The 24,042-nt window shown below is 70.5% G+C and carries 21 protein-coding genes; 10 read left to right on the top strand and 11 right to left on the bottom strand.

Features of this window, described 5'->3' with window-relative positions:
- Positions 1-110: 110 nt before the first annotated feature.
- The 4 genes from ABD810_RS21535 to ABD810_RS21550 all read right to left on the bottom strand — a co-directional run bounded on the left by ABD810_RS21535 (position 111) and on the right by ABD810_RS21550 (position 5,472).
- Positions 111-974: a sulfotransferase family protein gene (locus tag ABD810_RS21535; RefSeq protein WP_344943112.1), complete on the bottom strand. Its 864-nt coding sequence runs from the start codon at positions 972-974 to the stop codon at positions 111-113.
- A 128-nt stretch (positions 975-1,102) separates the two neighbouring features.
- Positions 1,103-2,923: an ABC transporter ATP-binding protein gene (locus ABD810_RS21540; RefSeq protein ID WP_344943116.1), complete on the bottom strand. Its 1,821-nt coding sequence runs from the start codon at positions 2,921-2,923 to the stop codon at positions 1,103-1,105.
- Positions 2,920-4,734 (bottom strand): ABC transporter ATP-binding protein, encoded by a 1,815-nt coding sequence (locus ABD810_RS21545; RefSeq protein ID WP_344943119.1) that lies wholly within the window; start codon positions 4,732-4,734, stop codon positions 2,920-2,922. The genes ABD810_RS21540 and ABD810_RS21545 overlap by 4 nt, the downstream gene beginning before the upstream one ends.
- Positions 4,735-4,872: 138 nt before the next feature.
- Positions 4,873-5,472 carry a helix-turn-helix domain-containing protein gene (locus ABD810_RS21550; protein ID WP_344943122.1) on the bottom strand — a complete coding sequence of 200 codons (600 nt, stop codon included), beginning with the start codon at positions 5,470-5,472 and terminating at the stop codon, positions 4,873-4,875.
- Between the two features lie 174 nt (positions 5,473-5,646).
- Here ABD810_RS21550 and ABD810_RS21555 point away from each other — a divergent pair, with 174 nt between their 5' ends.
- The 4 genes from ABD810_RS21555 (at position 5,647) to ABD810_RS21570 (ending at position 10,350) form a co-directional block, all read left to right on the top strand.
- Positions 5,647-6,276 carry a class I SAM-dependent methyltransferase gene (locus ABD810_RS21555; protein WP_344943125.1) on the top strand — a complete coding sequence of 210 codons (630 nt, stop codon included), beginning with the start codon at positions 5,647-5,649 and terminating at the stop codon, positions 6,274-6,276.
- Positions 6,277-6,550: 274 nt separating this feature from the next.
- Positions 6,551-7,324 carry a hypothetical protein gene (locus ABD810_RS21560; RefSeq protein WP_344943129.1) on the top strand — a complete coding sequence of 258 codons (774 nt, stop codon included), beginning with the start codon at positions 6,551-6,553 and terminating at the stop codon, positions 7,322-7,324.
- Positions 7,325-7,334: 10 nt separating this feature from the next.
- Positions 7,335-8,393, top strand: coding sequence for a WD40 repeat domain-containing protein (locus tag ABD810_RS21565; protein WP_344943132.1), 1,059 nt, complete (start codon positions 7,335-7,337; stop codon positions 8,391-8,393).
- Between the two features lie 130 nt (positions 8,394-8,523).
- Positions 8,524-10,350 (top strand): glycoside hydrolase family 15 protein, encoded by a 1,827-nt coding sequence (locus ABD810_RS21570; RefSeq protein ID WP_344943135.1) that lies wholly within the window; start codon positions 8,524-8,526, stop codon positions 10,348-10,350.
- A gap of 35 nt (positions 10,351-10,385) precedes the next feature.
- Here the strand turns inward: ABD810_RS21570 and ABD810_RS21575 are convergent, their stop codons facing one another.
- Positions 10,386-10,700, bottom strand: a complete 315-nt coding sequence (locus ABD810_RS21575; protein ID WP_344943138.1) for a MerR family transcriptional regulator — start codon at positions 10,698-10,700, stop codon at positions 10,386-10,388.
- A 66-nt stretch (positions 10,701-10,766) separates the two neighbouring features.
- On the bottom strand, positions 10,767-11,213 hold the full coding sequence (locus ABD810_RS21580) for an Hsp20/alpha crystallin family protein (RefSeq protein WP_344943141.1): 447 nt from the start codon (positions 11,211-11,213) through the stop codon (positions 10,767-10,769).
- A 245-nt stretch (positions 11,214-11,458) separates the two neighbouring features.
- Here ABD810_RS21580 and ABD810_RS21585 point away from each other — a divergent pair, with 245 nt between their 5' ends.
- The 3 genes from ABD810_RS21585 to ABD810_RS21595 all read left to right on the top strand — a co-directional run bounded on the left by ABD810_RS21585 (position 11,459) and on the right by ABD810_RS21595 (position 13,968).
- The gene (locus ABD810_RS21585; RefSeq protein WP_344943144.1) at positions 11,459-11,863 is read left to right on the top strand and encodes an STAS domain-containing protein; all 405 of its coding nucleotides are present in this window, start codon (positions 11,459-11,461) and stop codon (positions 11,861-11,863) included.
- 90 nt (positions 11,864-11,953) lie between these two features.
- Positions 11,954-12,727 (top strand): alpha/beta fold hydrolase, encoded by a 774-nt coding sequence (locus ABD810_RS21590; RefSeq protein ID WP_425566931.1) that lies wholly within the window; start codon positions 11,954-11,956, stop codon positions 12,725-12,727.
- Entirely contained in the window at positions 12,727-13,968 is a 1,242-nt protein-coding gene (locus tag ABD810_RS21595) for a PP2C family protein-serine/threonine phosphatase (protein WP_344943428.1), read from the top strand. The genes ABD810_RS21590 and ABD810_RS21595 overlap by 1 nt, the downstream gene beginning before the upstream one ends.
- Positions 13,969-13,972: 4 nt before the next feature.
- Here ABD810_RS21595 and ABD810_RS21600 read toward each other — a convergent pair whose 3' ends face one another.
- Together ABD810_RS21600 and recD2 are read right to left on the bottom strand one after the other, a co-directional pair.
- On the bottom strand, positions 13,973-14,479 hold the full coding sequence (locus ABD810_RS21600; protein WP_344943149.1) for a DinB family protein: 507 nt from the start codon (positions 14,477-14,479) through the stop codon (positions 13,973-13,975).
- 37 nt (positions 14,480-14,516) lie between these two features.
- Positions 14,517-16,682: an SF1B family DNA helicase RecD2 gene (gene recD2, locus ABD810_RS21605; protein ID WP_344943152.1), complete on the bottom strand. Its 2,166-nt coding sequence runs from the start codon at positions 16,680-16,682 to the stop codon at positions 14,517-14,519.
- A 168-nt stretch (positions 16,683-16,850) separates the two neighbouring features.
- On the opposite strand from recD2, the gene ABD810_RS21610 reads away from it, so the two are divergent.
- The gene (locus tag ABD810_RS21610) at positions 16,851-18,107 is read left to right on the top strand and encodes a PP2C family protein-serine/threonine phosphatase (RefSeq protein WP_344943155.1); all 1,257 of its coding nucleotides are present in this window, start codon (positions 16,851-16,853) and stop codon (positions 18,105-18,107) included.
- A gap of 24 nt (positions 18,108-18,131) precedes the next feature.
- Here ABD810_RS21610 and ABD810_RS21615 read toward each other — a convergent pair whose 3' ends face one another.
- The gene (locus tag ABD810_RS21615; protein WP_344943158.1) at positions 18,132-18,725 is read right to left on the bottom strand and encodes a TetR/AcrR family transcriptional regulator; all 594 of its coding nucleotides are present in this window, start codon (positions 18,723-18,725) and stop codon (positions 18,132-18,134) included.
- A gap of 78 nt (positions 18,726-18,803) precedes the next feature.
- Between ABD810_RS21615 and ABD810_RS21620 the strand changes: the two genes are divergently transcribed.
- Complete coding sequence (locus tag ABD810_RS21620; protein ID WP_344943162.1) at positions 18,804-19,817, top strand: saccharopine dehydrogenase NADP-binding domain-containing protein; 1,014 nt, start codon at positions 18,804-18,806, stop codon at positions 19,815-19,817.
- A gap of 20 nt (positions 19,818-19,837) precedes the next feature.
- On the top strand, positions 19,838-20,704 hold the full coding sequence (locus ABD810_RS21625) for an NmrA family NAD(P)-binding protein (RefSeq protein WP_344943166.1): 867 nt from the start codon (positions 19,838-19,840) through the stop codon (positions 20,702-20,704).
- Between the two features lie 96 nt (positions 20,705-20,800).
- On the opposite strand, the gene ABD810_RS21630 is transcribed toward ABD810_RS21625, so the two are convergent.
- Positions 20,801-21,997, bottom strand: coding sequence for a glycoside hydrolase family 53 protein (locus tag ABD810_RS21630; RefSeq protein WP_344943169.1), 1,197 nt, complete (start codon positions 21,995-21,997; stop codon positions 20,801-20,803).
- Positions 21,998-22,054: 57 nt separating this feature from the next.
- Positions 22,055-24,034, bottom strand: a complete 1,980-nt coding sequence (locus tag ABD810_RS21635) for a beta-galactosidase (protein WP_344943172.1) — start codon at positions 24,032-24,034, stop codon at positions 22,055-22,057.
- Positions 24,035-24,042: the final 8 nt, after the last annotated feature.

The raw sequence follows: 24,042 nt of genomic DNA on the forward strand, positions 1-24,042 counted from the left end.
GGCGCATCGTCGCCACTCCCGCCCACAGGCCGGTCACGGTGCCAGGCGGCGGTCCGGCCGTGCTCCCATCATGCTCGGGACACGGCCCGGACACTGCCGCGCTCCCGGCTTCACCGGCTGCCGTGTAAGGCCCCTTCACGACTCCTGAAAAACGATGCCTCGCCCCCTGATGGCGTCCAATAGGCGGATGGGAAACGGCTCCTGAGCATCGCGTCGACGTCGGCGACCTCCTCCTCGACCTCCTGCCGGATCGAACGGGACCACCCGCTGGGATCCCACGTCCGGATGGGGCGCACGGCGACGGCGCCGTCACCGCTCCGGCGCCCGATCACGGGCCGCGCGTGGCGGGGGTCGGTGGCATGGCTGATCGCCAGCATCCCCAGATCCATCGTGTCCGCCATGACGCCCCGGGCCCGCAGGGCGTTCTTCAGCGTGCCGATCGTGCCGGCCGGTTCACGGCACAACGCCTCGTAGCCGACGGGGATCGTGCGATCCATCGGAAGGTCGAGGGCATGCTGGTAGACGTTGCGCCACACCGCCGCCCGTTCCCGCCAGTTCCGGCCGGCCCAGGAGTGCTTGGAGACATCGGAACGCGCGAGGCTCTGGACGACACCGCCGTAGTGCCGCAGCATCAGCACGAAAACGGCGTCGGGGAGTTGCCTGGCCAGCTCGTGAGCGACCAGCAGGTTCCACGGCGTGGAATCGACGTAGCACGACGCGTTCCCCGCCAGGGCGACGGACTGCGCGAAGACCTCCGAGTGCTCGCGGAGGGATGACAGATAGTCCGCGAGATAGGGGGTCGGCATCGTGCCGAGCTCTTCGTGCGCGACCGCGTGACTCAGATAGAACCCCCCGTACTCCCCGAGATCGGCGACATTGGAACATGACCCGATCAAGGCCCCCATGAGCGTCGTCCCCGAGCGTGGCGAGCCAAGGACGAACACGGCGAACGGGCTGGAAATGGACTTGGACACTCAATCTCCTCGCTTGAACTGGGTACACCCCGCGCCCCGGTGGCGACCGGCGCGCACCGGGCCGGTACGCGCCTCACCACTCAGGGCGTGACGCCGGGTTCCATCGCGTTCCACGCAACCGAGCGGGCTCAGGCGAGGCTGTCCAGCCAGGCCCGGTGCAGACCGGCGAAACGGCCGGCCTGGGCGATGAGCTCCTCGGGTGTGCCGTCTTCCACGAGCCGGCCGTCCTGCACGACCAGTACCCGTTCGGCGATCTCCACCGTGGACAGGCGGTGCGCGATGATCACGGTGGTCCGGTCGGCCAGGATCGTGCGCAGCGCCCGTTGGACGAGCCGTTCGCCGGGCACGTCCAGGCTGGAGGTGGCCTCGTCCAGGATCAGTACGGCGGGATCGGCGAGGAACGCCCTGGCGAAGGCCAGAAGCTGGCGCCGGCCGGCCGACATGCGGCCGCCGCGCTGTCCGACCCGGGTGTCGTAGCCGTCGGGCAGCGCGGAGATGAACGCGTGCGCGCCGACGGCCGTCGCCGCGGCCACGACCTGCTCCATCGGCGCGCCTGGCCGGCCGAACCGGATGTTGTCCGCGACCGTGCCGCCGAACAGGAAGTTCTCCTGGGTGACCATGACGACCGCGCGGCGCAGCGCGTCCTCGCCGAGGTCGCGCAGGTCCACGCCGTCCAGCAGGACCCGCCCGGCACACGGGTCGTGGAAGCGGGCGATGAGCTTGGCCAGGGTCGTCTTGCCGGCACCCGACGCGCCGACCAACGCCACGGTCTGGCCCGCGGGGATCGTGAGATCCAGGCGGGGCAGGACCGGCACCCCCTCGGCGTAGGAGAACTCCACGGCGTCGAACCGCAGTCGCCCGCGTGCCGCGGCCGGCGTGATCGGCTGGGCCGGCTCGGCCACGTCGGGGACCTCGTCCAGGACGCCCGATAGCTTCTCCAGCGCCGCCCCCGCCGACTGCAGGGTGTTGTAGAACTGGCTGATCTCCTGCATCGGCTCGTAGAACCGGCGAAGGTAGAGCAGGAAGGCGGCCAGCACCCCGACGGTGACCAGGTCACGCGTGGCCAGCAGGCCGCCGTAGAGCAGCACCACCGCGATCGTGACGTTGCCGATCAGCTTGATGCCCGGCATGAAGATCGCGACGAGCTGGAAGCTGCGCGCGTTGGCGTCGCGGTAGTCGGCGTTGAGCCCGGCGAAGATCTCCTGGTTGCGCTCCTGCCTGCGGAAGGCCTGGACCGCGCGGATCCCGGTCATCGACTCCACGAAGTGAACGATCATCAACGCCACGGTCTCGCGGGTCCTGCGGTAGGCCAGGGTCGACTCGCGCCGGAACCACCGGGTGAGCAGCCACAGGAACGGCAGCGGCACCAGCGCCACCAGGCCGAGCCGCACGTCCAGTATCAGCAGCAGCACGGCCGTGCCGAACACGGTCAGCACCGCGTTGACGATGCCGTCCAGGCCGGCCTGCAGCAGTTCGGAGATGGCCTCGACATCGGAGGTGAGCCGGGAGATGACCCGCCCGGAGGTGTAGTCCTGGTGGAAGGAGAGCGACAGCCGCTGGAAGTGGCCGAAGACCCTGCGGCGCAGGTCGAGCAGGATGTCCTGGCCGATCCTGCCGGACAGGCGCAGGAACGCCTGCCGGGTGTAAGCCTGCACCAGCACGGCCGCGATGATCGCGCCCACCACGCTCAGCAGCGTTCCCGTCCCCTCGTGGCGCAGGATGGGCGGGATGCCGCTGTCGATGCCGGCCTTCACCAGGTAGGGGATGACGAGCCCGGCGCCGTTGGAGACGATGATGACCGCGACCAGCGTGGCGATGCCCCGGCGGTGCGGCCGCAGCAGGTCGGCGAGCAGCCGCCGCGAGCGTGCCCTCAGCAGGGACGACACCTTCTCCGCCGGGGCATCCCGGTACTCCGCGGCGACGCCCCGCCAGGCCTTCGCCTCGGTCACCGCGGCACCCGGTCGAGGTCGTCGATGTCCATGGACAGCAGCTCGCGGTACTCGGGCACCTCGGCGAGCAGTTCCCGGTGGGTGCCGACATGGGTGATCGTGCCGTCGCGCAGCAGCGCCACCTTGTCCGCCAGCAGGACGGTGGAGGCACGGTGCGCCACCACGATGCCGGTGGTGCCGGCCAGCACGCGCCGCAGTGCCTGCTCCACCAGGGCCTCGGTGTCCACGTCCAGCGCCGAGAGCGTGTCGTCGAGCACGAGGATCTTCGGCCCGCCCAGCATCGCGCGAGCCAGCGCGAGGCGCTGACGCTGCCCTCCGGAAAGGGACATGCCCTGCTCGCCGATGCGGGTGTCCAGCCCCCAGGGCAGGTCGTAGGCGAAGGTGGCCTGCGCGGCCTCCAGAGCCGCGCGGACCTCCTCCTCGCCCGCGCCGGGGTGCCCCAGGGTGACGTTCTCCCGGACGCTCATCGAGAACAGCGTCGCGTCCTCGAAGGCGGTCGCCACCACCGCGCGGAGCGAGGGCAGCGTGAGGTCGCGCACGTCCTGGCCGTCTATCGTGACCCGGCCGCCGGTGACGTCGCGCAGCCGGGGCGCCAGCGCGGTCAGCGTCGTCTTGCCCGAGCCCGTGGCGCCCACGACGGCGACGGTCTCGCCCGGTCGCACGTCGAGCCACAGGTCCCGCAGCACCGGCTCGGCGGCTCCGGGGAAGCGGACCTCGACACCCTCGAACCGCAGGTGTCCCCGCGGCCGTTCCAGCACGGTCGTGCCGCTCACGATCGAAGGCGGGGTGTCCAGCACCTCCATCACCCGATCGGCCGAGGTCATCGCCTCCTGGACCATCGCGAGGAGGTACCCCAGGGACGCGACCGGCCAGACAAGCTGGAGCGCCAGCGTGGTCAAGGCCACCAGCGTGCCCAGCGTCAGCACGCCCGTGCCCACGGCCGACGCGCCGAGCAGCAGTACCAGCGCGAGCGTGAGGTTGGGGATCATCTCCAGGAGCATGGAGAACCGCGCCGACAGCCGCACCTTCGCCATCGAGCTGCCGTGCACCTTCCTGGCCATCTCGTCGTAGCCCGCGTAGACGTGCGCGCGGCGGCCGAACGCCTTGATCGTCCGGATGCCGATCGCCGACTCCTCCACCAGCGTGGCCAGGTCGCCCTGCTGGTCCTGGACCCGGCGGGAGGCGACCAGGTGACGACGCTCGAACCGCAGCGACAGCCAGATGATCGGCACGATCGAGACGGTGACCAGCAGCCCCAGCGGCCAGTACGTGCCGAGCAGCACGGCCGTCACGACCACCACCTGCAGAACGCTGGTGACCAGGGAGAGCAGGCCGAAGCCGAAGAACCTGCGGATCGTCGACAGATCGGTGGTGGTCCGCGACAGCAACTGTCCCGACTGCCATTCGTCGTGGAAGCGCAGCGGCAGGCGCTGCAGGTGCCGGTACATGTCGTCACGGATCGCGGTCTCCAGCCCGAGGACGGAGACGGTCTGCGTCCAGCGGCGCAAGAAGAGCAGGAAGGCCTCCGCCACGCCGAGCGCGAGCGCGAGCAGGCCCAGCGGGATCAGCGCGGCCAGGTCATGCCGGGCGACCGGCCCGTCGACGACCTCCTTGCCGATCAGGGGGATCACGATGGCGGCGCCGGTGCCGAGCAACGCGGCCAGCCAGATGACGATCAGATGGATCACGTAGGGCCGGAGATAGGACTTCAGCCGCCAGAGCGCGGCCGCGGCCGAGAACGCGGGGAGGCGCGGTCGCCGGGGATGTCGGCCGCCGTGCTCCGCCGTGCCGCGATCCAGGCCTCGCGGCACGCCACCACCCTGCGACGTCGAAATCGTCTCGGTCAACATCCAGCTCCATGCCCTGATACCCGTTGGCCCCAGGAGGAGGCGTGACGATCCGTTCCATCACGTTCCGCGGCTCACCTGCCGGAGATCACGTTCCGCGGCTCACCTGCCGGACGGGCGAGCGCGAACGTGCAGGCGCTCACCTTGGGGCCCGAAGAGGCTGAGGACCTCCGCCGGCTGGGGGGCGGGGTTGCCGAACCAGTGCGGGACATTGGTGTCGAACTCCGCCACCTCTCCCGCCGTGAGGATCAGGTCATGCTCGCCGAGCAGGAGGCGCAGCCGCCCGGACATGACGTAGAGCCACTCGTAGCCCTCGTGGACCTTCCGTTCCGGCTCGCATGCCGGCCAGTGCGCCGGGAGGATCAGCTTGTAGGCCTGGAGCCCGCCGGGCCGGCGGGTCAGGGGGACGAACGTCGCGCCGTTACGGCTGATCGGGCGGGGGTGGATGCGCGGGTCGCCGGTCGCGGGCGCGTCGACGAGCTCGTCCAGCGGGACCTGGTGGGCCCGGGCCAGCGGGAGCAGGAGTTCCAGGGTGGGCCGGCGCTGACCGGACTCCAGGCGGGACAGGGTGCTGACCGAGATCCCGGTGTTCTTGGAGAGCTGGGCCAGCGTGGCTCCGCTCTGCCGGCGCAGGGCCCGCAGCCGCGGGCCCACGGCCTGGAGGACATCGTCGAAGGCAGGAGCGTTGTCGGTCACGCCCACAATTTGCCACCTCGGCAACGCCGCTTGTCAAATCCGGCACTCAGGATGGACAGTTCTCCACGAGCCGTTTTCCGCTCGGGCCGAGCGGGAGAACTCCGAGCGGGTGCTCAGCGGCCGCCGCCACGGCCTGTAAGACCGCCACTCACCTCATCACCACGCTGGTAAGGAGCACGAATGGACCTGTTCGACGAGGTTTTCTGGGAGGAGCGCTACCGCTCCAACGCGGCGGTCTGGAGCGGGCGTCCCAACCCCCAGCTCGTGGCCGAGGCTTCCGATCTGGCCGCGGGCGCGGCGCTCGACGTCGGCAGCGGCGAAGGGGCCGACGCCCTCTGGCTGGCCTCACAGGGCTGGCAGGTCACGGCGGTGGACTTCTCCACCACCGCCCTGCGGCGGGGCGCGGAACACGCCGGCTCCCTCGGCGCCGACGTGGCCGGGCGCATCCACTGGGTGCACGCCGACCTGACCACCTGGGCACCCCCGGAACGGCACTTCGACCTGGTCTCCGCCCAGTTCATGCACCTGGCGGAGGCCCCGCGCCAGGCGCTGTTCGCCCGGCTGGCCACCGCCGTCGCCCCCGGCGGGACCCTGCTCATCGTCGGCCACCACCCCTCCGACCGCCACACGACGATGTCCCGCCCGTCGATGTCGGACATGTTATTCACCGCGGAGCAGGTCGGGGACTCCCTCGACCCCGCACAGTGGGACGTCCTGGTCGCCGACACCCGGCCACGTGCCGTCAACGACCCCGAGGGCCGGGAGATCACCATCCACGACGCCGTGCTCCGGGCCCGCAAGCGCCCCTGACGCGGGTGCGGCGACCGGAAAGGTCGGTCAATGTACGATGTGAACCGCTCGGAGAACCCGCACTTTCTTTGTGGTTCATCGTTACTCATCGATGCCACAGGCGATTCAGGCGTGCCGTTTCGTCCTGATCACCGAAGCGTCGCCGGTGAGTGGCCGAATCCGGAACGGTGGCCATTGGCATCCTGCACGTCTTCCGCGGAGAACGATCGTCTTGAAGGGTGAGCCGGTGACCTCTACGCTCGACGATCACGGTTCGCCACCGGAGAAGTCCTTCGTGAGGCGCCTGCTGACGGTCCCCGGCCTGGTCGTGACGACCGCGTTGACGACCGCTGTCTCCTGGGGGGCGACCACGTTGCTGACCCGGCTCGGTGGCGAGGTCCGGCCTGAGGACGCCATCGCGTTCTCGCTGGAGACCGAACCCGGCCGCATGAGCGGCGTCGGCGGCGCGGGCCAGTTCATGGTCATTCCCGCGACGGCCCGCACGACCGGCGCTCCCGGGCCGGGCTGTGACGACTTCCATACTTGGGCCGTCCGGAACGGCGGGGTCGACGGCGATCGCACCGTCATCCGCGTATTCGCGCAGGGCACGTCGGATAAGGCGGTCGCCATAACAGGCCTCACCATTCGTGTGCTGGAGAAGAGATCTCCGAGCCGGGGGATCCCGGTCTCCTGCCCCACTGCCGGAGATCTCCATTTCCGGGCGTTCTCCGTCGACCTGGACGCCTCCCCGCCCAAGCTGAGCGATGAGTCGAATTCGGGAGCGCCGTTCGCGTTCACCCTGGCGAAGGGGGAGACCGAGGCGTTCACCCTCACGGTGCGGGGCCGGAAGGCCGCCTACCGGTGGCGGCCGGTCGTCGACGTCGTCGTCGAGGGGGAGCGGAGAACGCTGGCGCTGGGGCCGCCCAACGGTTTCACCACGACGGCGGTCCTGGGGAAACGGCATTGGGAGTGGAACTTCCAGGACGCCTGGCAGCTCCAGCCGGCCGGCGGCAGCATGCCGCGCGTGCGTGAGGTCCCCGCCGGTTCGGCGCTGCCGCGCCCTTCTTGAAGGTGTCCAGATGATTCGCGTCCGGCTGCTGATCCCTCTCGCCGGCATCGCGGTGGGCGCGCTCGTCGCGCTGGCGCCCGGCTGGAGCCCTGCTGGGGGAGTGCCGGCGGCCGACCTGATCGGCGCACGGGCGGTACGGCTGCCGGGCGGTCTCGACGGCTCCGCGGTCACGGCGATCGCCTTCACCGCCGACGGCCAGGTGGTCGCCGGCACGGCCACGGGCACGGTCGAGCTGCGGGACGCGAACGGCGCGGCGGCGCCGGCTCACGCCCGTAAGGTGGCGGCCTCCCCGATCGTCCAGGTCGCGTCGTCACGCGACGGGCTGACCGTGGCCGCCGCCACAATCCGATCCGTCTACGTCCTCAGCCGCCCCGGCCTGGAGGTGCGCGACCGGATCGAGGTGTCCGGCCCGGATGAGGCGGGGATCCGGTCTCTCGCCCTGGACGCCTACGGGCGGCTGCTCGCCGTGGGCCGGCTCGACGTCGCCGTCTACGACCTCGGCACAGGCCGCCGCGCGATCACGCTGACCGCGCCCCCTTCCGGGCGCCATGAGCAACGCGGTGAGTACGAGAGCCTCGCCTTCACCCCGGACACCGCCACGTTGTACGCGAGTGACACGTTCAGGACCGAGACGTGGAGTGTCCAGGGATGGAAGGCGCGATCGAGCTTCCGATGCGGCTGCTTTCACCCGCTGCGGTGGAGCGCGACCGCACGATGGGCCGGTTTCGGCACCGCCGACGGCCACGTGCTGATCCGGGACGGGGCGCGCGGCATGACGACCAGGGACGTGACCGCGGCCCCCGCGCCCGGCTCCTACATCGGGGACACCGCGATCAACGACGACGCCTCCATGCTCCTCGCCGGTCTGAACACCGGCGAGGTCCTCGCGTGGACCCGCGACCGGGACGTTCCCGCCGGCCGTATCAGGGTGGGGACCGGTGAGATCGCGCTGCTGAGACTGAGCCCCAACGGGCGGCGCCTCATCATCGGCGAGCGGACCGAGCGGTTCATGGAGCAGGCGCAGGCCTACCACCAGAACCTGTGGATGGTCACGGTGAACTCCGCCTGACCTGGTCCGCCGGCCACGGCCGGCGATCTGAGCTTCCTGACGGAAACCTGCCGCCCGCTTGGCGTACGACAGACCCGTACATATCTCCTTAATGCAAAGCTCGAGGAAGGGGATTCGCAAGGAGGGTGAGATGGCTGGAGGGTGCGGCCCGTCCGACGGCACCCGTTACCTGCCGATCGAGGAGCACGGCCTGATCGGGGATCTGCGGACCGTCGCCCTTGTGGGCACCAACGGCACCATCGACTGGTACTGCTGCCCTCGCTTCGACGCCCCGAGCGTGTTCGCCTCCATCCTGGACGCCGACCGCGGCGGATCATTCCAGCTGGCCACCGATGTGCCGGCCAGGACCAAGCAGTTCTACTTCCCCGACACCAACGTGCTGATCACCCGGTTCTTCGCCGCCGACGGAGTGGGCGAGATCCAGGACTTCATGCCGATCGCGGGCGACTCACGCGAGATCGATCGGCACCGGCTGATCCGGCGGGTGGTGTGCGTACGCGGGACGTTGCCGTTCCGGGCCCTCGTGGCGCCACGATTCGGTTACGCACGGGAACCGCACACCGTGACCATGCGAGAGGGCCGGGCGATCTTCGAGTCGCCGTCGCTCTCGCTGACCCTGACCGCCAGCGTGCCGATGGACGGCGACGGGCAGGACGTGCGCTCGGAGTTCAAGCTCCACGAGGGCGAGCACGCGGTGTTCGCCCTCGACCGGGTCGGCAACGGCGTGTCTCCGCGGTCGTGCCCGATCGCCGAAGCCGAGGAGCAGTTCGTCGCCACGGTGGGCTACTGGCGGCGCTGGCTGTCCGCCTCCCGCTACCGCGGCCGGTGGCGGGAGGTGGTGCACCGTTCCGCGCTCACGCTCAAGCTGCTCACCTACGCCCCGACCGGAGGGATCGTCGCCGCGCCCACGACCAGCCTCCCCGAGCAGGTGGGCGGCGAGCGCAACTGGGACTACCGCTACGTATGGGTCCGTGACGCCGCGTTCTGCGTCTACGCGCTGCTGAGGCTCGGATTCACCGAGGAGGCGGAGGCCTTCATGGGCTTCCTGTCCGAGAACGTCACCCTCAGCGGCGACGGTCCCTCGGGACCGCTGCAGATCATGTACGGCATCGACGGAGCCACCGACCTGCCCGAGCACGAGCTGGACCACCTGGAGGGCTATCGGGGATCGGGCCCGGTCCGGGTAGGGAACGCGGCCGTCGGCCAGCTCCAGCTGGACATCTACGGAGCGCTCATCGACTCCATCTACCTCTACGACAAATGGGGCCAGCCGATCTCCAGCGACCGCTGGGACGAGGTCTGCACCGTGGTGGACTGGGTCTGTCTGAACTGGGACAAGCCCGACGAAGGCATTTGGGAGACGCGCGGCGGGCGCAAGAACTTCGTGTACTCCCGGCTGATGTGCTGGGTGGCGATCGAACGGGCCATGCGCGTGGCCATCCATCGCGGGCTCCCCGCCGACATACAGCGCTGGCGGGACGCCCGCGACGCGATCTACCGGCAGATCATGCGGCGGGGCTGGTCGCCTCGATTGCGGGCCTTCGTCCAGCACTTCGACGACGAGGTCCTGGACGCCTCCGTGCTGATGATGCCGCTGGCCAAGTTCGTCTCGCCCACCGACCCGAAGTGGCTGTCCACCCTCGACGCGCTCGGCGTCGAGCTGGTCTCCGACTCGCTGGTGTACCGCTACGACCCCGGCGTGAGCCCGGACGGGCTGCAGGGCATCGAGGGCACGTTCTCGATCTGCTCGTTCTGGTACGTCGAGGCGCTCGCCCGCGCCGGGCGCGTCGACGAGGCCAGGCTGGCCTTCGAGAAGATGCTGACCTACGCCAACCATCTCGGCCTGTACGCGGAACAGATCGGGCACACCGGCGAGCAGCTCGGCAACTTCCCGCAGGCCTTCACCCACCTCGCGCTGATCAGCGCCGCGTTCAACCTCGACCACGCCCTCGGCTAGCGCCGGGGTGCCTGCACGAGCAGGCGGAAGGCGGGTCAGTGGTCCGCGGGAGGCAGGAGGCGGCGCGTCGCCTCCAGTTCCTTCTTCAGGGCCTTCACCTCCTGCTCCAGCTCGAGGATCCGGCGGATGGCGATCAGCGTCATGCCCTCGTCGGACAGCTCCGCGACGTACTGCACGCGGGTGATGTCGGCACGTGAGTAGCGCCGCTGGCCACCGGACGACCGGCGCGGGCGGACGACCTCGAACTCGTCGAGACGGCGCAGAAAGGCCTGCTGGACCTCGAGCATGTCAGCGACCTGGCCCAAGGAGTACAACGGTGCGTTGTGGTCGTCGATCGGAAGCCGGGCCATTTTCGCCTCCACGGGAAGCGGGCCGGCGCCGCCTGACGGGGCGCCGGCTCGTCACTTGTGCTCAGGTCATGCACGGATCGCCTTGGTGTCGCCGCCGCGCTGGATCTCGACCTTGCGCGGCTTGGCCCTCTCCATCACCGGGATGCGGATCTGGAGCACCCCGTTGTGGTAGCCGGCGTCGACGTGCTCGCTGTCGAGATGCTCGGAGAGGTAGACGCGGCGGGTGAAGGTGCCCATGACGCGCTCGCGTACGAACAGCCGGTCGTCCTCCGCGAGCTCCTCTTCGCGGCGGGCGCTGACCGACAGCACGCCTCGGTCGACGGTGACCTCGATCGAATCGGGGTCGATGCCGGGTAGGTCGAAGCGCAGGACCACGTCGTCCTTGCGGCGGATGCCGTCGAGCGGCATCACTCCGTTGCCACTTCCCTCTCCCCAGGTGAAGGCGCCGCGGCTCAGCCGGTCGAACTGGCGCTCGACCTCCTGGACGAAGGGATCGATCGACGTCAACAGCATCTCCGGAACCTCCTCGCTGAATGGGTGCCGAGGAAAACCTCTAACTTCAGTTGTATGTTAGCGTCGTCCACGACTTCATGCAACTGCTTACCAGAGTCGAAGGAAGAAGCTTGCCGGGTGAGGTCACCGCCTGCCGGGGCATGGAGCGGCCGATCGATCGGCGAAGTTCGCTTGATACGAAGCATGAACTGCGCATTTTTGGGGCTGACCGGGAAGGAGTGACTCGCCGACTGGAGGTGAGCACCATGAATTCCGTGAGCAGCCCAGAGCCTGACCGGCGACAGCTGGAGATAACGGTTCGTTCGTCCCCGTCGGGCGTGGTCCTGGGGCTGAGAGGTCAGCTGGCCATGGGCACGGCCGCGCGGCTGAGCGAGGAGCTTCGGCCGGTCTTCGCCGAGCCGTACCGCCCCCGGGTGATCCTGGACCTGACCGAGCTGTCCTTCTGCGACTCCTCTGGTCTGGGCGCGCTGGTCGGCGTCTACAAGCATGCGCACGAGGCGGGCGGCTGGCTGGCTCTCACCGGCGTGCACGGCATGCCTCAGCGGATGCTGCACCGCACCGGCCTGCACCAGATCATCCCCAGCTACCCGACCATGGCCGAGGCAGAAGCCGCCATGGCCGCTCAGGCGCCGGACGACGATGCGCGCTGAGAGTCCGCCGTGAGGCGGTGGAGAAGAACTGGAGGGGTGCGAAATGGAAAGATATACGGCATGGATGTAAGTAATAGAAATAACGTCTTTGTGACCGGTAAGAGCGACGGGCCGGTGGTAATGCTGGCGCACGGTTTCGGATGCGATCAGAACATGTGGCGCCTGGTGGTGCCGGCCCTGGCCGAGCGGTTCCGGGTGGTGTTGTTCGACCATGTGGGGGCGGGCAAGTCGGATCCGTCGGCCTGGCAGGCCGAGCGGTACTCCGAGCTCGACGGGTACGCTGACGACGTGCTGCGCATCTGCCGGGAGCTGGACCTGCGGCAGGTGGTGTTCGTGGGGCACTCGGTCAGCGCCATGATCGGAGTGCTGGCCGCGATACGTGAGCCCGAGCGGTTCGCCAAGCTGGTGCTGCTCACCCCCTCGCCCTGCTACGTCGACGACGACGGCTACCGCGGCGGCTTCAGCAAGGCCGACATCGACGAGCTGCTGGAGTCCCTGGAGAGCAACTATCTGGGCTGGTCCGCGGCGATGGCACCGGTGATCATGGGAAATCCCGACCGCCCGGAGCTCGGCGAGGAGCTGACCAACAGCTTCTGCCGCACCGACCCGGCGATGGCACGCGTCTTCGCGCGGACCACCTTCCTGTCCGACAGCCGGGCCGACCTGGCCAAGGTGACGGTGCCGACGCTGGTGATCGAGTGCGCCAGCGACGTCATCGCGCCGCGGGAGGTGGGCGCGTTCGTCCACGCGCAGATCCCCGGCAGCCAACTGGTCACCCTGGACGCCGTCGGGCACTGCCCCCAGCTGAGCGCTCCTGAGATCACCACTCGCGCGATCGCCTCCTTCGCGGGCGCCTCCCGGTGATGACCCGGACCGGGCCGTCCTCCGGTCCGACCGACCCGGAGGACGGGAACACCCAGGAGACGGCCTTCACCGCGCTGCTGGAGGACAGCGCGGAGGACCTGTACGACAACGCGCCCTGCGGCTACCTGTCCACGCTGCTGGACGGCCAGATCGCCAAGGTCAACTCCACGCTGCTGAGGTGGCTCGGCTACACCCGGGACCAGCTGGTGGGACACCGCCGCTTCGCCGATCTGCTCACCGTCGGCGGCAAGCTGTACCACGAGACCCACTTCGCGCCCCTGCTGCGCATGCAAGGCGAGATCGGCGGGGTCGCGCTCGAACTGCGGGCCGCCGACGGCACCCGGCTGCCCGTCCTTGTCACCTCCACGCTCAAGACCGGCACCGACGGCGAGCCGCTGCTGATCCGCACCACCCTGTTCGACGCCCGCGACCGCCGCGCCTACGAACGCGAGCTGCTGCGCGCCAGCCAGGAAGCCGACCTCGAACGCGAGCGCCTGCAGCGCCTGGTCGCCACCTTGCAGCGCAGCCTGCTGCCCCCGGTCCTGCTGGACGTGCCGGGGATGGAGGTCGCCGCGCACTACCACCCCGCCTCTCCCGACCAGCTCGGCGGCGACTTCTACGACCTGTTCCCGCTCGGTGACGGCCGGTGGGGGGTCTTCCTGGGCGACGTGTGCGGCAAGGGGCCCGACGCCGCGGCCGTGACCTCCCTGGCTCGCTACACCCTGCGGGCGGCCGCCGTCTACGCCCCCGACCCCCTGGCCGTGCTCCGCAACCTCAACGCCGTGCTCTACCAGGAGTACAAGGGCGACGACCCGCGCTACTGCACCGTCATCTTCGGGCTGCTCACGCCGGACGGGGACGGGTTCAGCGCCACCCTCGCCAGCGGCGGCCACCCCGCCGCGCTGCTGCTGCGCGCCGACGGCACCGCCTGCTACCAGCCCACCCCCGGCGGGCTCCTGGCCGGCATCGTGCCCGACGCCCCCTTCACCGCCACCACCCTGCGGCTCGCTCCCGGCGACACCCTGCTGCTGTACACCGACGGGCTCACCGAGGCGCGCACCGGCGGCGCCACCGGCGACCGCTACGGCGAGGAGGACCTGCACGCCTTCGCCACCGGCCTGGCCCCCACCACCGCATCCGCGGCCGTCGCCGCGGTGACCGATCTGCTGACCACCCTCGGCGACGGCGTGGACGACGACACCGCGGTGATCGCCCTCAGCGTCCCCCGTGCCCGCAGGTAGGGCCTCAGGCGCCGACGGTCCCGTCGATCCCCTCGCGCAGGAGGTCGGCATGCCCGTTGTGCCGCGCGTACTCGTGGATCAGGTGCAGCATCACCAGCCGGAGCGACACGTCCTCGCCCCACCTGGGCTGGTGGCCGGTCACGTCGAGCGACACCGCGTTCTCCTCGATCCGGCGGGAGTGCTCGACCTCGGCCCGCCAGGCCTCGAACGCCTCCGACCGCGTGGCCGAACTCGCGTCGTACGCCACCTGGTAGTCACCCTCGTCGGACCACACGAGCGGGATATCCTCCGCGTTGATCACCCTGCGGAACCATGTGCGCTCCACCTCGGCCATGTGCCGTACCAATCCGAGCAGCGAAAGCGCCGAGGGCGGCATCGACCGGCGGCGTAGGTCCTCGTCGGAGAGCCCGTCACACTTCATGGCGAGCGTCGCGCGGTGGTAGTCGAGATAGGCGCGCAGCGTCTCGCGCTCACCCGCGGTCAGTGGGGGGTCGATTCGTTCGGTATTCACCGGGCTACGGTAGCCGAGCCGCCGGCATCGACCATGGTCAGCCGCTCAGGCTCAGGGCGAGCCGCGGGGCCAGGCCGGTGTTCCTGCGGTAGCCGAGCCGGTGCACCGCCAGCTCCAGCGCCTCGCGCTGGCCGACGAGCACCACCCACGACTTCGCCCGGGTGACCAGCGTGTACAGCAGCCTCCGACGCAGCATCACGCCCCCGGACTCGGCCACGATGGGCGCCACCACGAAGGGGTACTCGCTGCCCTGGGAGCGGTGCACGCTGATCGCGTAGGCGTGGGTCAGCTCGTCGAGCTCGCCGAAGGTGTACTCCACGTCCTGCCCGTCGTCGGTGCGGATCTCCACCCGCCGCTCCTGCGGGTCCACCGCCGTGACCGTGGCGCTCTCGCCGTTGAACACCCCCTTGTCGTAGTTGTTGCGGATGGGCATGACCCGGTCGCCCGCCCTGAACACCGACGGGCCCGACCAGTGCTCGGCGGCTCCCTCGCGGGCGGGATTGAGCCGCTCCTGCAGCCTGCGGCCGAGCTCGGCGGTGCCCGTCGCCCCCTTGCGCATGGGGCACAGCACCTGGATCTGGTCGGCGCCGATGTTCTGCTTGCGGGGGATCGCCTCGGTCGCCAGGTGGATGACCCGCTCGGCGACGCGGTCGGGATCGTCGAGCTCCTCGAACCAGAAGCCGCCCCTGCCGGGCAGCGACGGCAGCTCACCGGCCCGGATGCGGTGGGCGGCCTGGACGATGCCGCTGTCCTGCGCCTGCCGGAAGACGTGGGTCAGCCGGATGCGGGGGATCTCCGCCACGTTCAGCAGGTCGGCGAGCACGTTGCCCGGGCCGATGCTGGGCAACTGGTCGCTGTCGCCGATCAGCAGCAGGTGGCTGCCCGCGGGGATCGCCGAGGTCAGCCGGGTGGCCAGCTGCAGGTCGAGCATCGACGCCTCGTCGACCACGATCAGGTCGGCCTCGGCGGGCGACTGCTGGAAGAGCGTGCCGTCCTCCGGCTCCGGCCGCTGGGCGAGCATGCGGTGCACGGTCATCGCCGGCAGGCCGGTCAGCTCCGACAGGCGCTTGGCCGCCTTGCCCGTGGGGGCGGTCAGGGTGACGGTGCCGCCCATCGCCCGCACCGTCGCGGCGATCACCTTCACCGTGTGGCTCTTGCCGCAGCCCGGACCACCGGTCAGGACGGACACGGTGCTGGTCAGAGCCAGGTTCACGGCCGCCCGCTGGTCGTCGTGCAGCCCTTGGTCCTCGGTGAAGGGGCGCAGCGGCAGCGTCGAGCGGGCCTGCCAGAGCCGGGTGAGGTTCGCCACCAGCACCACCTCGCGGCTGTGGTGCTCCTTGGCGTACATCACCGCCTGGCCGGGATCGGCCGGCGAGGCCTCGACGACCACCCGGCGATCGGCGAGCAGCGCGTCGACCCCCCGGCGGATGAGCTCCTCGTCCTGCTCGACCAGGCTCGCGGCCTGGGCGACCAGGACGGGCAGCGGCAGGAAGCAGTGCCCGTCGCGGGCGGCCGCCGCCTCCAGCCTGTCCATGATCGCCGCCTTGATCCGCTGCGGGCTGTGCTCGGGCACCCCCGATCGCAGCGCGATGCGGTCGGCGGTGTGGAAGGCGATCCCCCGGACCCGGCCGATCAGCTGATACGGATCGGAGAGCAGCAGCTCGCGCGAGTCGTTGCCGTACACCTGGTAGACCTTGGCCGCGAGCAGCGGGCTGATCCCGAAGCCCTGCAAGACGACCATCAGCGCGGCCACCGCCTTCTGCTCCGCCCACGCCTCGACGATCTGCGCCTGGCGCACGGCGCCGATGTTGACCACCTCCAGCAGGCGCTCCGGCCGGGTGTCGATGATCGTGAGCGTGTCGCGGCCGAAGTGGCTGACGATGGCGTGGGCGAGCCGCGGCCCGATGCCGCGGATGAGACCGGAGCCGAGGTAGAGCTCGATGGCCCGCACGCTGGAGGGGGCCACCCGCTCGCACCGCTCGACGACCAGGCGGCCGCCGTGGCGCGGATGCTCCTCCCAGGCGCCGGACAGCCGCAGCGTCTCCCCGGGCTGCACCCCGGCCAGCGCCCGGCCGGACGCGACGAACCCGGCCATGCCGTCCGAGCTCATCCGCGCGATCGTGTACTCATCCTCACGGACGTACACCAGTTGCTCGACGGAGACCTCCACCTCCGTCACGCACGGTTTAGCGAGCACGGTCACCGTCGGCTCCCCGAGATCATGGGCGTGCACCTCACCACAGGACCCTAGCGGCCGCCTGCGACAGTCCCGCCCAATCGGGCCTCAACCGCCTCTGATCAGGGGTTTCAAGCTGCGCAATGAGTGAAGGATGGCGTTAGGGCGAGCTTTGTAACGTAGGTGAGGACGTCCATGACGAACCACCAGGTGGCGATGCCGGGCACAAGCAGCGCCTCACGTGTCGAGCTCATGCTCAGCGGGCTGCTGGAGGCCAGTCATCTGACGCCACTGGAGCAGGTGCCCGCCATCGTGGCGGAGCACGCGGGGCACGCGGGACTCGGCGAGGTGCTGATCTACCTGGTCGACCTGCAGCAGGAGGTGCTGCGCCAGCTGACCGGCAGGGGAGAGAGCGGCGGAGAGGGCGCGACCGAGGCCGGCGAGCTCCGGGTCGAGGGCACGCTGGCCGGGCGGGCCTTCAGCGAGGTGCGGGTTCTGTGCAAGGCCGGCGCCGGGGATGAACCGGATCGGTGGTGGCTGCCGCTCCTGGACGGCACCGAACGGCTCGGCGTGCTCTGCGTCAGCGCGAAGGACGCCGACGAGCGGACCCAGCGCTCGATGCTCAGTCTGGCCACGGTGATCGCGTTCATGGTGGTGAGCAAGCGCTTCTACAGCGACTCCTACGCGCGGCTGGTCAGGAGCCGTCCGATGAACGTGGCGGCGGAGATGCAGTGGAACCAGATGGCACCGCTGACCTTCGCCACCTCCGGCGTGGTGGTCGCCGCGGTCGTCGAACCGGCCTATGAGGTCGGCGGGGACGCCTTCGACTACGCCATCGGCGGTGACATCATCCATCTGAGCCTGTTCGACGCGATGGGCCACGACGTCACCGCCGGTCTGACGGCCAACCTGGCCGTGGCCGCCTGCCGCAACAACCGGCGTCAGGGCGTTGACCTGGCCAGGGCCAGTGAGGCGATCGAGGGTGTCCTGATAGCGGAGTTCGGGAAGGACACACGCTTCGTCACCGGGATCCTCGCCCGTCTCGACACCTCGAACGGGGTGTTCAGCTGGGTCAACCGCGGACACCATCTGCCCGTGGTGATCCGCGGCGGACGATGGGTCACCACCCTGCAGTGCCCGCCGGCCCACCCCATGGGGCTGGACCTGGGCATACCGGTGACGCTCTGCCATGAGCAGCTGGAGCCGGGCGACCGCGTTCTGCTCTACAGCGACGGCATCACCGAGGCGAGGAACCGGCACGGACAGGAATTCGGCCTGACCCGCTTCACCGATTTCATCATCCGCGCGACCGCCGACGGCCTTCCTGTGCCGGAGACCCTCCGCCGCCTGATCAGGAACGTGCTGAGCTACCACGACGGCAACCTGCAGGACGACGCCACCGTCCTGCTCGTCGAATGGCACGGCACCGCCCACCGCCGGCTGCGCCTGTGACCGGAGGGTCCGTGCCGTGGACGGCTAGGTCCGGTGGGGCTCGAGGCTCAGCGAGCTGAGCAGGCGGGCCGCCTCGGTGACGACCGCGGGGAGGTCGCCGCGCGGGTCGCCGGACCGGGCGAGCAGCATGCCCGCCTCGCACAACGCGCCGAAGATCAGTTGCGAGCGTATGCCCGGGTCGCCGCCGTCTGCGGTGACGGCCCGCACGCCTTCGGTGAGCACCCGCAGCGTGTGATCGCGCTGGATCTCGCGGACCGCCTCCCAGCCGAGGACGGCGGGCCCGTCCAGCAGCACGATCTGCCGGAATCCCGGGTCCAGGCAGTGCTCCAGGAAGGTCTGGCACCCCCTGAGCAGCGCGGCCCACGGATCGGGCTCCTGGGCGGCGGCACTCAGCAACGCGGCGGAGATCTCCTCCTGCTCGCGGATGAACACCTCACGGAACAGCGTCGCCTTGTTCAGGAAGTGGTGGTAGGCCGCGCCCTTGGTCATGCCGGCGACGGTGGCGACCGCGCCGATCGTGGTGGCGGCGTAACCATCCCGGCCGAACAGCTGCTGTGCGGCGGCCACGAGCTTGGACGTCGTCGCGTCCGAACGCTCGGCCTGGGTCCGGCGAATCATGTCCCCCCTATTGACACCCCTATAAGGCGAACGTACCTTCGAAAAGTTACATACCCTCGGTATGGAAGTGAGCTGGTCGTGACCACTCCACTTATCGCAATCTACGGTGCGAACGGGCATACCGGTCGTCTGGTGGCCGCCGAACTGCGGTCCCGGGGCTACGAGGTGGTGCTGGCGGGGCGCGACGCCGCCGCGCTGCGGACCATGGCCGACGAGCTCGGCGCACGCGCGCATGTAGCCACTCTGGACGATCCGGCGTCCCTGCGCGAGCTCGCGGAGAGCGCGTCGGTGCTGATCCACTGTGCCGGTCCCTTCTCGGTGACCGGCGAGCCGGTCGCCGCGGCGGCGGCCGAGGCCGGATGCCACTACGTCGACCACGCCGTCGAGCCGCACCACGTCAAGCGAATGTTCGACACGTTCCAGGCGCCGGCGCAGCGCACCGGAGCCACCATGATCCCCGCGCTGAGCTTCTACGGCGGCCTCGGGGACCTGCTCGCCGCCGCTGTGGCCGACGGCATGTCCCTCATCGACCGGATGACGATCGCCTACGCGGTGACGGGCTGGCGGCTGACCACAGGAGCGCTGCACACCGCCAGGCAGCTGTTCGCCGAGACCGACCGCATCAGCTATTCCGACGGCGCCCTCAGCGTGGGCTACGTCGAGCCCCGCAACGCGGTGTTCGCCTTCCCGCCGCCTCTCGGTCCCCGCTCGATGATCGCGCCCGTGCCCTTCCCCGAGGTCGTCACCATCCCGCGGCACCTTCCCGTCCGCCAGGTCGAGGCGATGCTCACCGCCAGGACCTTCGAGGAGGAGCACGTGTTCGACAGCGAGGATCTCGACGCCGAGGCCCGGTCGCGGACCGACTTCACCGTCGCGGTCCAGGCCATCGGAGGACGCGGCGGCCGCGCCGGGCAGGTGGCCGGGCACGACCTGTGGCGGGCCGGCGCCCTGGCCTCGGTGGAGGCGGCCGTGCGGCTGGCCGGGGACGAGGGGCCCGCCAAGAGCGGCGTCCTCAGCGCCGCCGAGGCCTTCGCCGCCGAGCCCTTCCTGCGCACACTCGAACGCCTCGGCGCGTTCACCATCACACTGTGAACCCCCATCAAGGAGCCACCATGGAACCGGTGCTGGTCACGGGAGCGGCGGGCGGCCGACAGGGGTCGACCGGCCGCCATGTCACCCGAATGCTGCTGGAGCGCGGCCACGACGTACGGGCGTTCGTGCACTCCGACGACGCGAGGGCCGCCGAGCTGCGGGCGTGGGGAGCCGAGGTGGTCGTCGGCGACCTGCGGGAGATCACCTCGGTGATCCCCGCCTTCCAGGGCGTGCGCCGGGCGTTCTTCACCTACCCGGTGACCGACGGCCTGCTCGACGCCGCAGCCGTCTTCGCCGCGGCCGCCCGCCAGGAGGGTGTGGAGCGGGTGGTGGCGGTGTCGCAGCTCGCGGCCGATCCCTACGCCGGCACCCCGCACATGCGCCGGCACTGGGTGGCGGAGCAGGTGTTCGACCGGGCCGGCGTGGGCGCCGTCCACCTGCGGGCCGCGGTGTTCTTCGAGAACCTGGCCGTCCTGGTCGAGGCGGGCGGCGGGCGCGAGCTCGTGCTTCCGCTGGGCTCGCCGGAGACGGTGCTGCCGCTGATCGGGGCGATCGACGTGGCCCGGGTGGCGGCCGGCCTGCTCACCGGTCCCAGCGGGGAGGCCGACCCGATCTGCCGGCTGACCGGCGAGGTCATGACCATCGGCCAGGCCGCGAAGACCTTCGGCGACGGCCTGGTGTACGTCGACCAGGACCCCGGGGAGTGGCGGCTCAAGGCGATGGCGCTCTACGACGACGCCACCGCCGTCGAGCACCTCTCCCACCTGTGGGAGCTCTTCCGCGCCATCGGCAGCGGCCACGATCTCTACCGGGTGACCGAAGCGATCGAGCGCATCGGCGGAAGCCCTCCGCAGACGCTGCACGAGTTCGCCACCGCCCGCCTGTGAACCCCGGGCCGAGCCACGGTGAGGACGCCCGCGATCCGGCGGGGCCGTCCAGCGCGGAGCGGCGCGCCGGACGGCCCCTTCGGAGTCGGCCCGGGGTCAGCGTGGTGGACGGAAGGCGGCGAGTGAGGGGAGGCCGGTGCCGGTCCAGTCGAACATCGTGAGGTTGTCGTTCGGGTTGCCGGCTCCCGGTTCCCAGCCGACCCCGGGGATCCACTCGGGTGACCAGCAGATGAAGCCGGCGCCGCGCCGGTCGGGGACCCGCAGCAGCACCTGGCGGAGGGCCTCGAAGTAGGCGGCCTGGCCCGCGGGCGTCGGGGGGAACCGGTCGCCGTCCGGCAGCGTGGCCGCGTCGACGAACAGGTTCTCCAGGTCGTCGCCGTTGCCGAGGATCCACGGGTAGGCGGTCTCGACCACGACGATGTCCTTGCCGTACCGGACGGCATGGTCGTCGAGGGTGGCCCGCAGATCGGCCAGGGAGCCGTGCCAGAACGGGTAGTACGACTCGCCGATCACGTCGAACTCCACCCCGGCGTCCAGGATGTGGTCGAAGAACCACCGCGAGCCGCCGAGGTCGCCGCCCCGGTCGATGTGCACCATGACCTTGACCGGCCGGTGATCGGTGCTCGCGTCCCTGGCGCCTTGGATGCCCGCCTTGAGCAGGGTCGTGAACTCGTCCCAGTGCTGCAGGCCGTCGGAGGTGTAGAGCTGTCCGACCGGCCACAGCATCCCCGCGGTGACCTCGTTGCCGATCTGCACCATGTCCACCGGGGCGCCCGCGCGGGCGAACCGCTGGAGGGTCGTGCGCGTGTAGTCGTGCACGGTGGCGGCCAGCGTCGCCAGGTCCTGTCCCTGCCAGGCCTTCGGGGTCGTCTGGTGCGCGGGGTCCGCCCAGAAGTCCGAATAGTGCAGGTCCAGCAGCACCTTCAGCCCCGCGCGCCGTGCCCGCCGTGCCATCTCGATGGCCGAGGGCAGGTCGCTCCAGCCCGCGGGCGGGTCGACCCACAGCCGCAGCCGGCAGTGGTTCGCGCCATGGCCGGCGAGGATCTCCTCCACCGGCCGGACCCGCGTGTGGGCGCGGTCGCGGTACCGGGCGCCGGCGGCGTACTCCTGAAGGGTGAACGACAGGTCGGCGCCGCGGATCCGCAGCGCGCCGCCGTCGCCGCGTCCGGCACCCTGCCGCTGCCCGTCCGCCCAGGCTTCGGCGGAGAGCACGACCGGTGACAGCAGCGCGGCCGCGGGCACGCTGAGCAGCAGCCGGCGGCGGGACAGCGGAAACTCCCCATGACTTCTCACGAGCCGATCTCCTTGCTTCGTGGTTACGACAGGACTGGGCGCGCCGGATCGCCCCCGTCATCCGGCGGGGGTCTCGACGACGGCGACCCCACCCGGCGGTACCCATCCGGGGAACAGGGCGCCGGTCAGCAGGTCCGTCCCGCTCACACCGGCCACCGTGACGGGCGCGTCGCCGTGGTTGATGAGGAAGACGTGGGGGCCGCGCCGTACGAACTCGAGGGTGTCGGGCAGTCCGCGTGGACGCCGGACCTCGGCGCGGTCGAGCACCTCGCCGAGCAGGCCGCGCAGGTCGTCCCCGGCGAGGGCGGTGGCCAGGTACCAGGCCGTCCCCGCCCCGAACCCGTTGCCGGTGACCGCGGGATGCCCGGCGTCGGGACCGTCGGCGAACTCTCGTACGGCCACCGCCCGCGCGAGGCGGACCCGCTCGGACCAGATCCTGCCCATGGCCCCGCCCGTGAGCGCCACGGTCTCGCGTTCGCGCAGCGGGTGGAACTCCTCCACCGCGAGCCCGAGCACCTCACGCAACGCCCCGGGATAGGGGCCCTCGTGGACCGTGTCGTTCTCGTCGACGATGCCGGAGAAGTACGACACCAGCAGGTGGCCGCCCGCCTCGACGTAGCGCTGGAGGTTCTTGGCCGACCCCTCGGTGAGCAGGTAGGAGGAGGGGACGACGACCAGCTTGTACGCCGAGATGTCAGCGGAAGGATGGACGAAATCGGTGGTCACGTGCTCGCGCCACAGCGCCTCGTAGAAGGCGTCGACGCGCTCCCGGAAGCTGAGGTCGGCGGAGGGCCGCCACTCCAGCTCGATGGCCCAGTACGACTCCCAGTCCCAGACGATCGCCACCTCACCGGTCACCCGGCTGCCCCTGACCGGGGACAGGCGGCGCACGTCCTGGCCGAGCGCGACGACGTCCCGCCAGATCTGGGAGTCGGTCCCCACATGCGGGACCATCGCCGAATGCCACTTCTCGGCGCCGTACCGTGAGGCCCGCCACTGGAAGAACAGCACCGAGTCCGACCCCCTGGCGACGTGGGCCAGGCTGTTGCGGCGCATCTCGCCCGGCCGCTTGGCGATGCCACGCGGCTGCCAGCTGATGCCGCCGGTGGAGTGCTCCATCAGCATCCAGGGGCCGCCGCCCGCCAGGGAGCGGCTCAGGTCGGCCGACATGGCGAGCTGGATGTGGTTGTCGGGTCGCTCGCCGTCGAGGTAGTGATCGTTGGCGATCACGTCCAGCTCCGGCGCCCACCGCCACAGGTCCATCGACTTGCAGTTGACCGTGCCGGCGAAGTTGGTCGTCACCGGCTTGCCGCAGCGCCGCAGGATCTCGCGCTGCAGCCGGTAGTGCGACAGGTGCTCCTCGTTGGCGAAGCGGGCGTAGTCCAGACGCTGGGCGGGGTTGACCACGGTGTGGCTCCAGCGGGGGGCGTCGATCTCGTCCCACTCGCCGTAGCGCTGGCCCCAGAAGGTGGTGCCCCACGCGGTGTTGAGCGCGTCGAGGCTCTCGTAGCGGTGCCGGAGCCACTCCCGCCAGGCTGCCACGCTCGACGGGCAGTAGCACTCACCGAGCGGCGCGCCGTACTCGTTGTGGACGTGCCACATGACCACGGCCGGGTGGTCACCGTAGCGGGTGACCAGTTGCTCGGCGAGCCTGGCGCCGGCCGCGCGGAAGTCGGGGTCGCTGGAGCAGGCGTTCTGGCGCCCGCCCGAGCCGACGCGCACCCCCTCGCGGGTCACAGGAAAGGCGCCGGGATACCTCGCGGAGAACCAGGCGGGCGGGACGGCGGTGGGGGTGCCCAGGTTGACCGAGATCCCCGCGTGGTGCAGGCGGTCCACGATCTGGTCCAGCCAGCCGAACTCGTACACGCCCTCTCTGGGCTCCATCAGCACCCACGAGAAGATGGACAGGCTCACCAGGTTGACGCCCGCCTGCCGCATCAGGCGCACGTCCTCCTCCTGGACCTCGCGCGGCCACTGCTCGGGGTTGTAGTCCCCGCCGAACGCGATGCCCTCCGGCAGGGCCGGGTATTCACTCACGATCTCCC

The sequence above is a fragment of the Sphaerisporangium flaviroseum genome, assembly GCF_039537005.1.
Classification (GTDB): domain Bacteria; phylum Actinomycetota; class Actinomycetes; order Streptosporangiales; family Streptosporangiaceae; genus Sphaerisporangium; species Sphaerisporangium flaviroseum.

What these genes read in the sequence shown, in the direction of transcription:
- ABD810_RS21555 (WP_344943125.1), top strand. Translation starts at nt 5,647, where the DNA reads ATGGACCTGTTCGACGAGGTTTTCTGGGAGGAGCGCTACCGCTCCAAC.
- ABD810_RS21565 (WP_344943132.1), top strand. Translation starts at nt 7,335, where the DNA reads ATGATTCGCGTCCGGCTGCTGATCCCTCTCGCCGGCATCGCGGTGGGC.
- ABD810_RS21570 (WP_344943135.1), top strand. Translation starts at nt 8,524, where the DNA reads ATGGCTGGAGGGTGCGGCCCGTCCGACGGCACCCGTTACCTGCCGATC.
- ABD810_RS21575 (WP_344943138.1), bottom strand. Translation starts at nt 10,700, where the DNA reads ATGGCCCGGCTTCCGATCGACGACCACAACGCACCGTTGTACTCCTTG.
- ABD810_RS21580 (WP_344943141.1), bottom strand. Translation starts at nt 11,213, where the DNA reads ATGCTGTTGACGTCGATCGATCCCTTCGTCCAGGAGGTCGAGCGCCAG.
- ABD810_RS21585 (WP_344943144.1), top strand. Translation starts at nt 11,459, where the DNA reads ATGAATTCCGTGAGCAGCCCAGAGCCTGACCGGCGACAGCTGGAGATA.
- ABD810_RS21595 (WP_344943428.1), top strand. Translation starts at nt 12,727, where the DNA reads ATGACCCGGACCGGGCCGTCCTCCGGTCCGACCGACCCGGAGGACGGG.
- ABD810_RS21610 (WP_344943155.1), top strand. Translation starts at nt 16,851, where the DNA reads ATGACGAACCACCAGGTGGCGATGCCGGGCACAAGCAGCGCCTCACGT.
- ABD810_RS21615 (WP_344943158.1), bottom strand. Translation starts at nt 18,725, where the DNA reads ATGATTCGCCGGACCCAGGCCGAGCGTTCGGACGCGACGACGTCCAAG.
- ABD810_RS21625 (WP_344943166.1), top strand. Translation starts at nt 19,838, where the DNA reads ATGGAACCGGTGCTGGTCACGGGAGCGGCGGGCGGCCGACAGGGGTCG.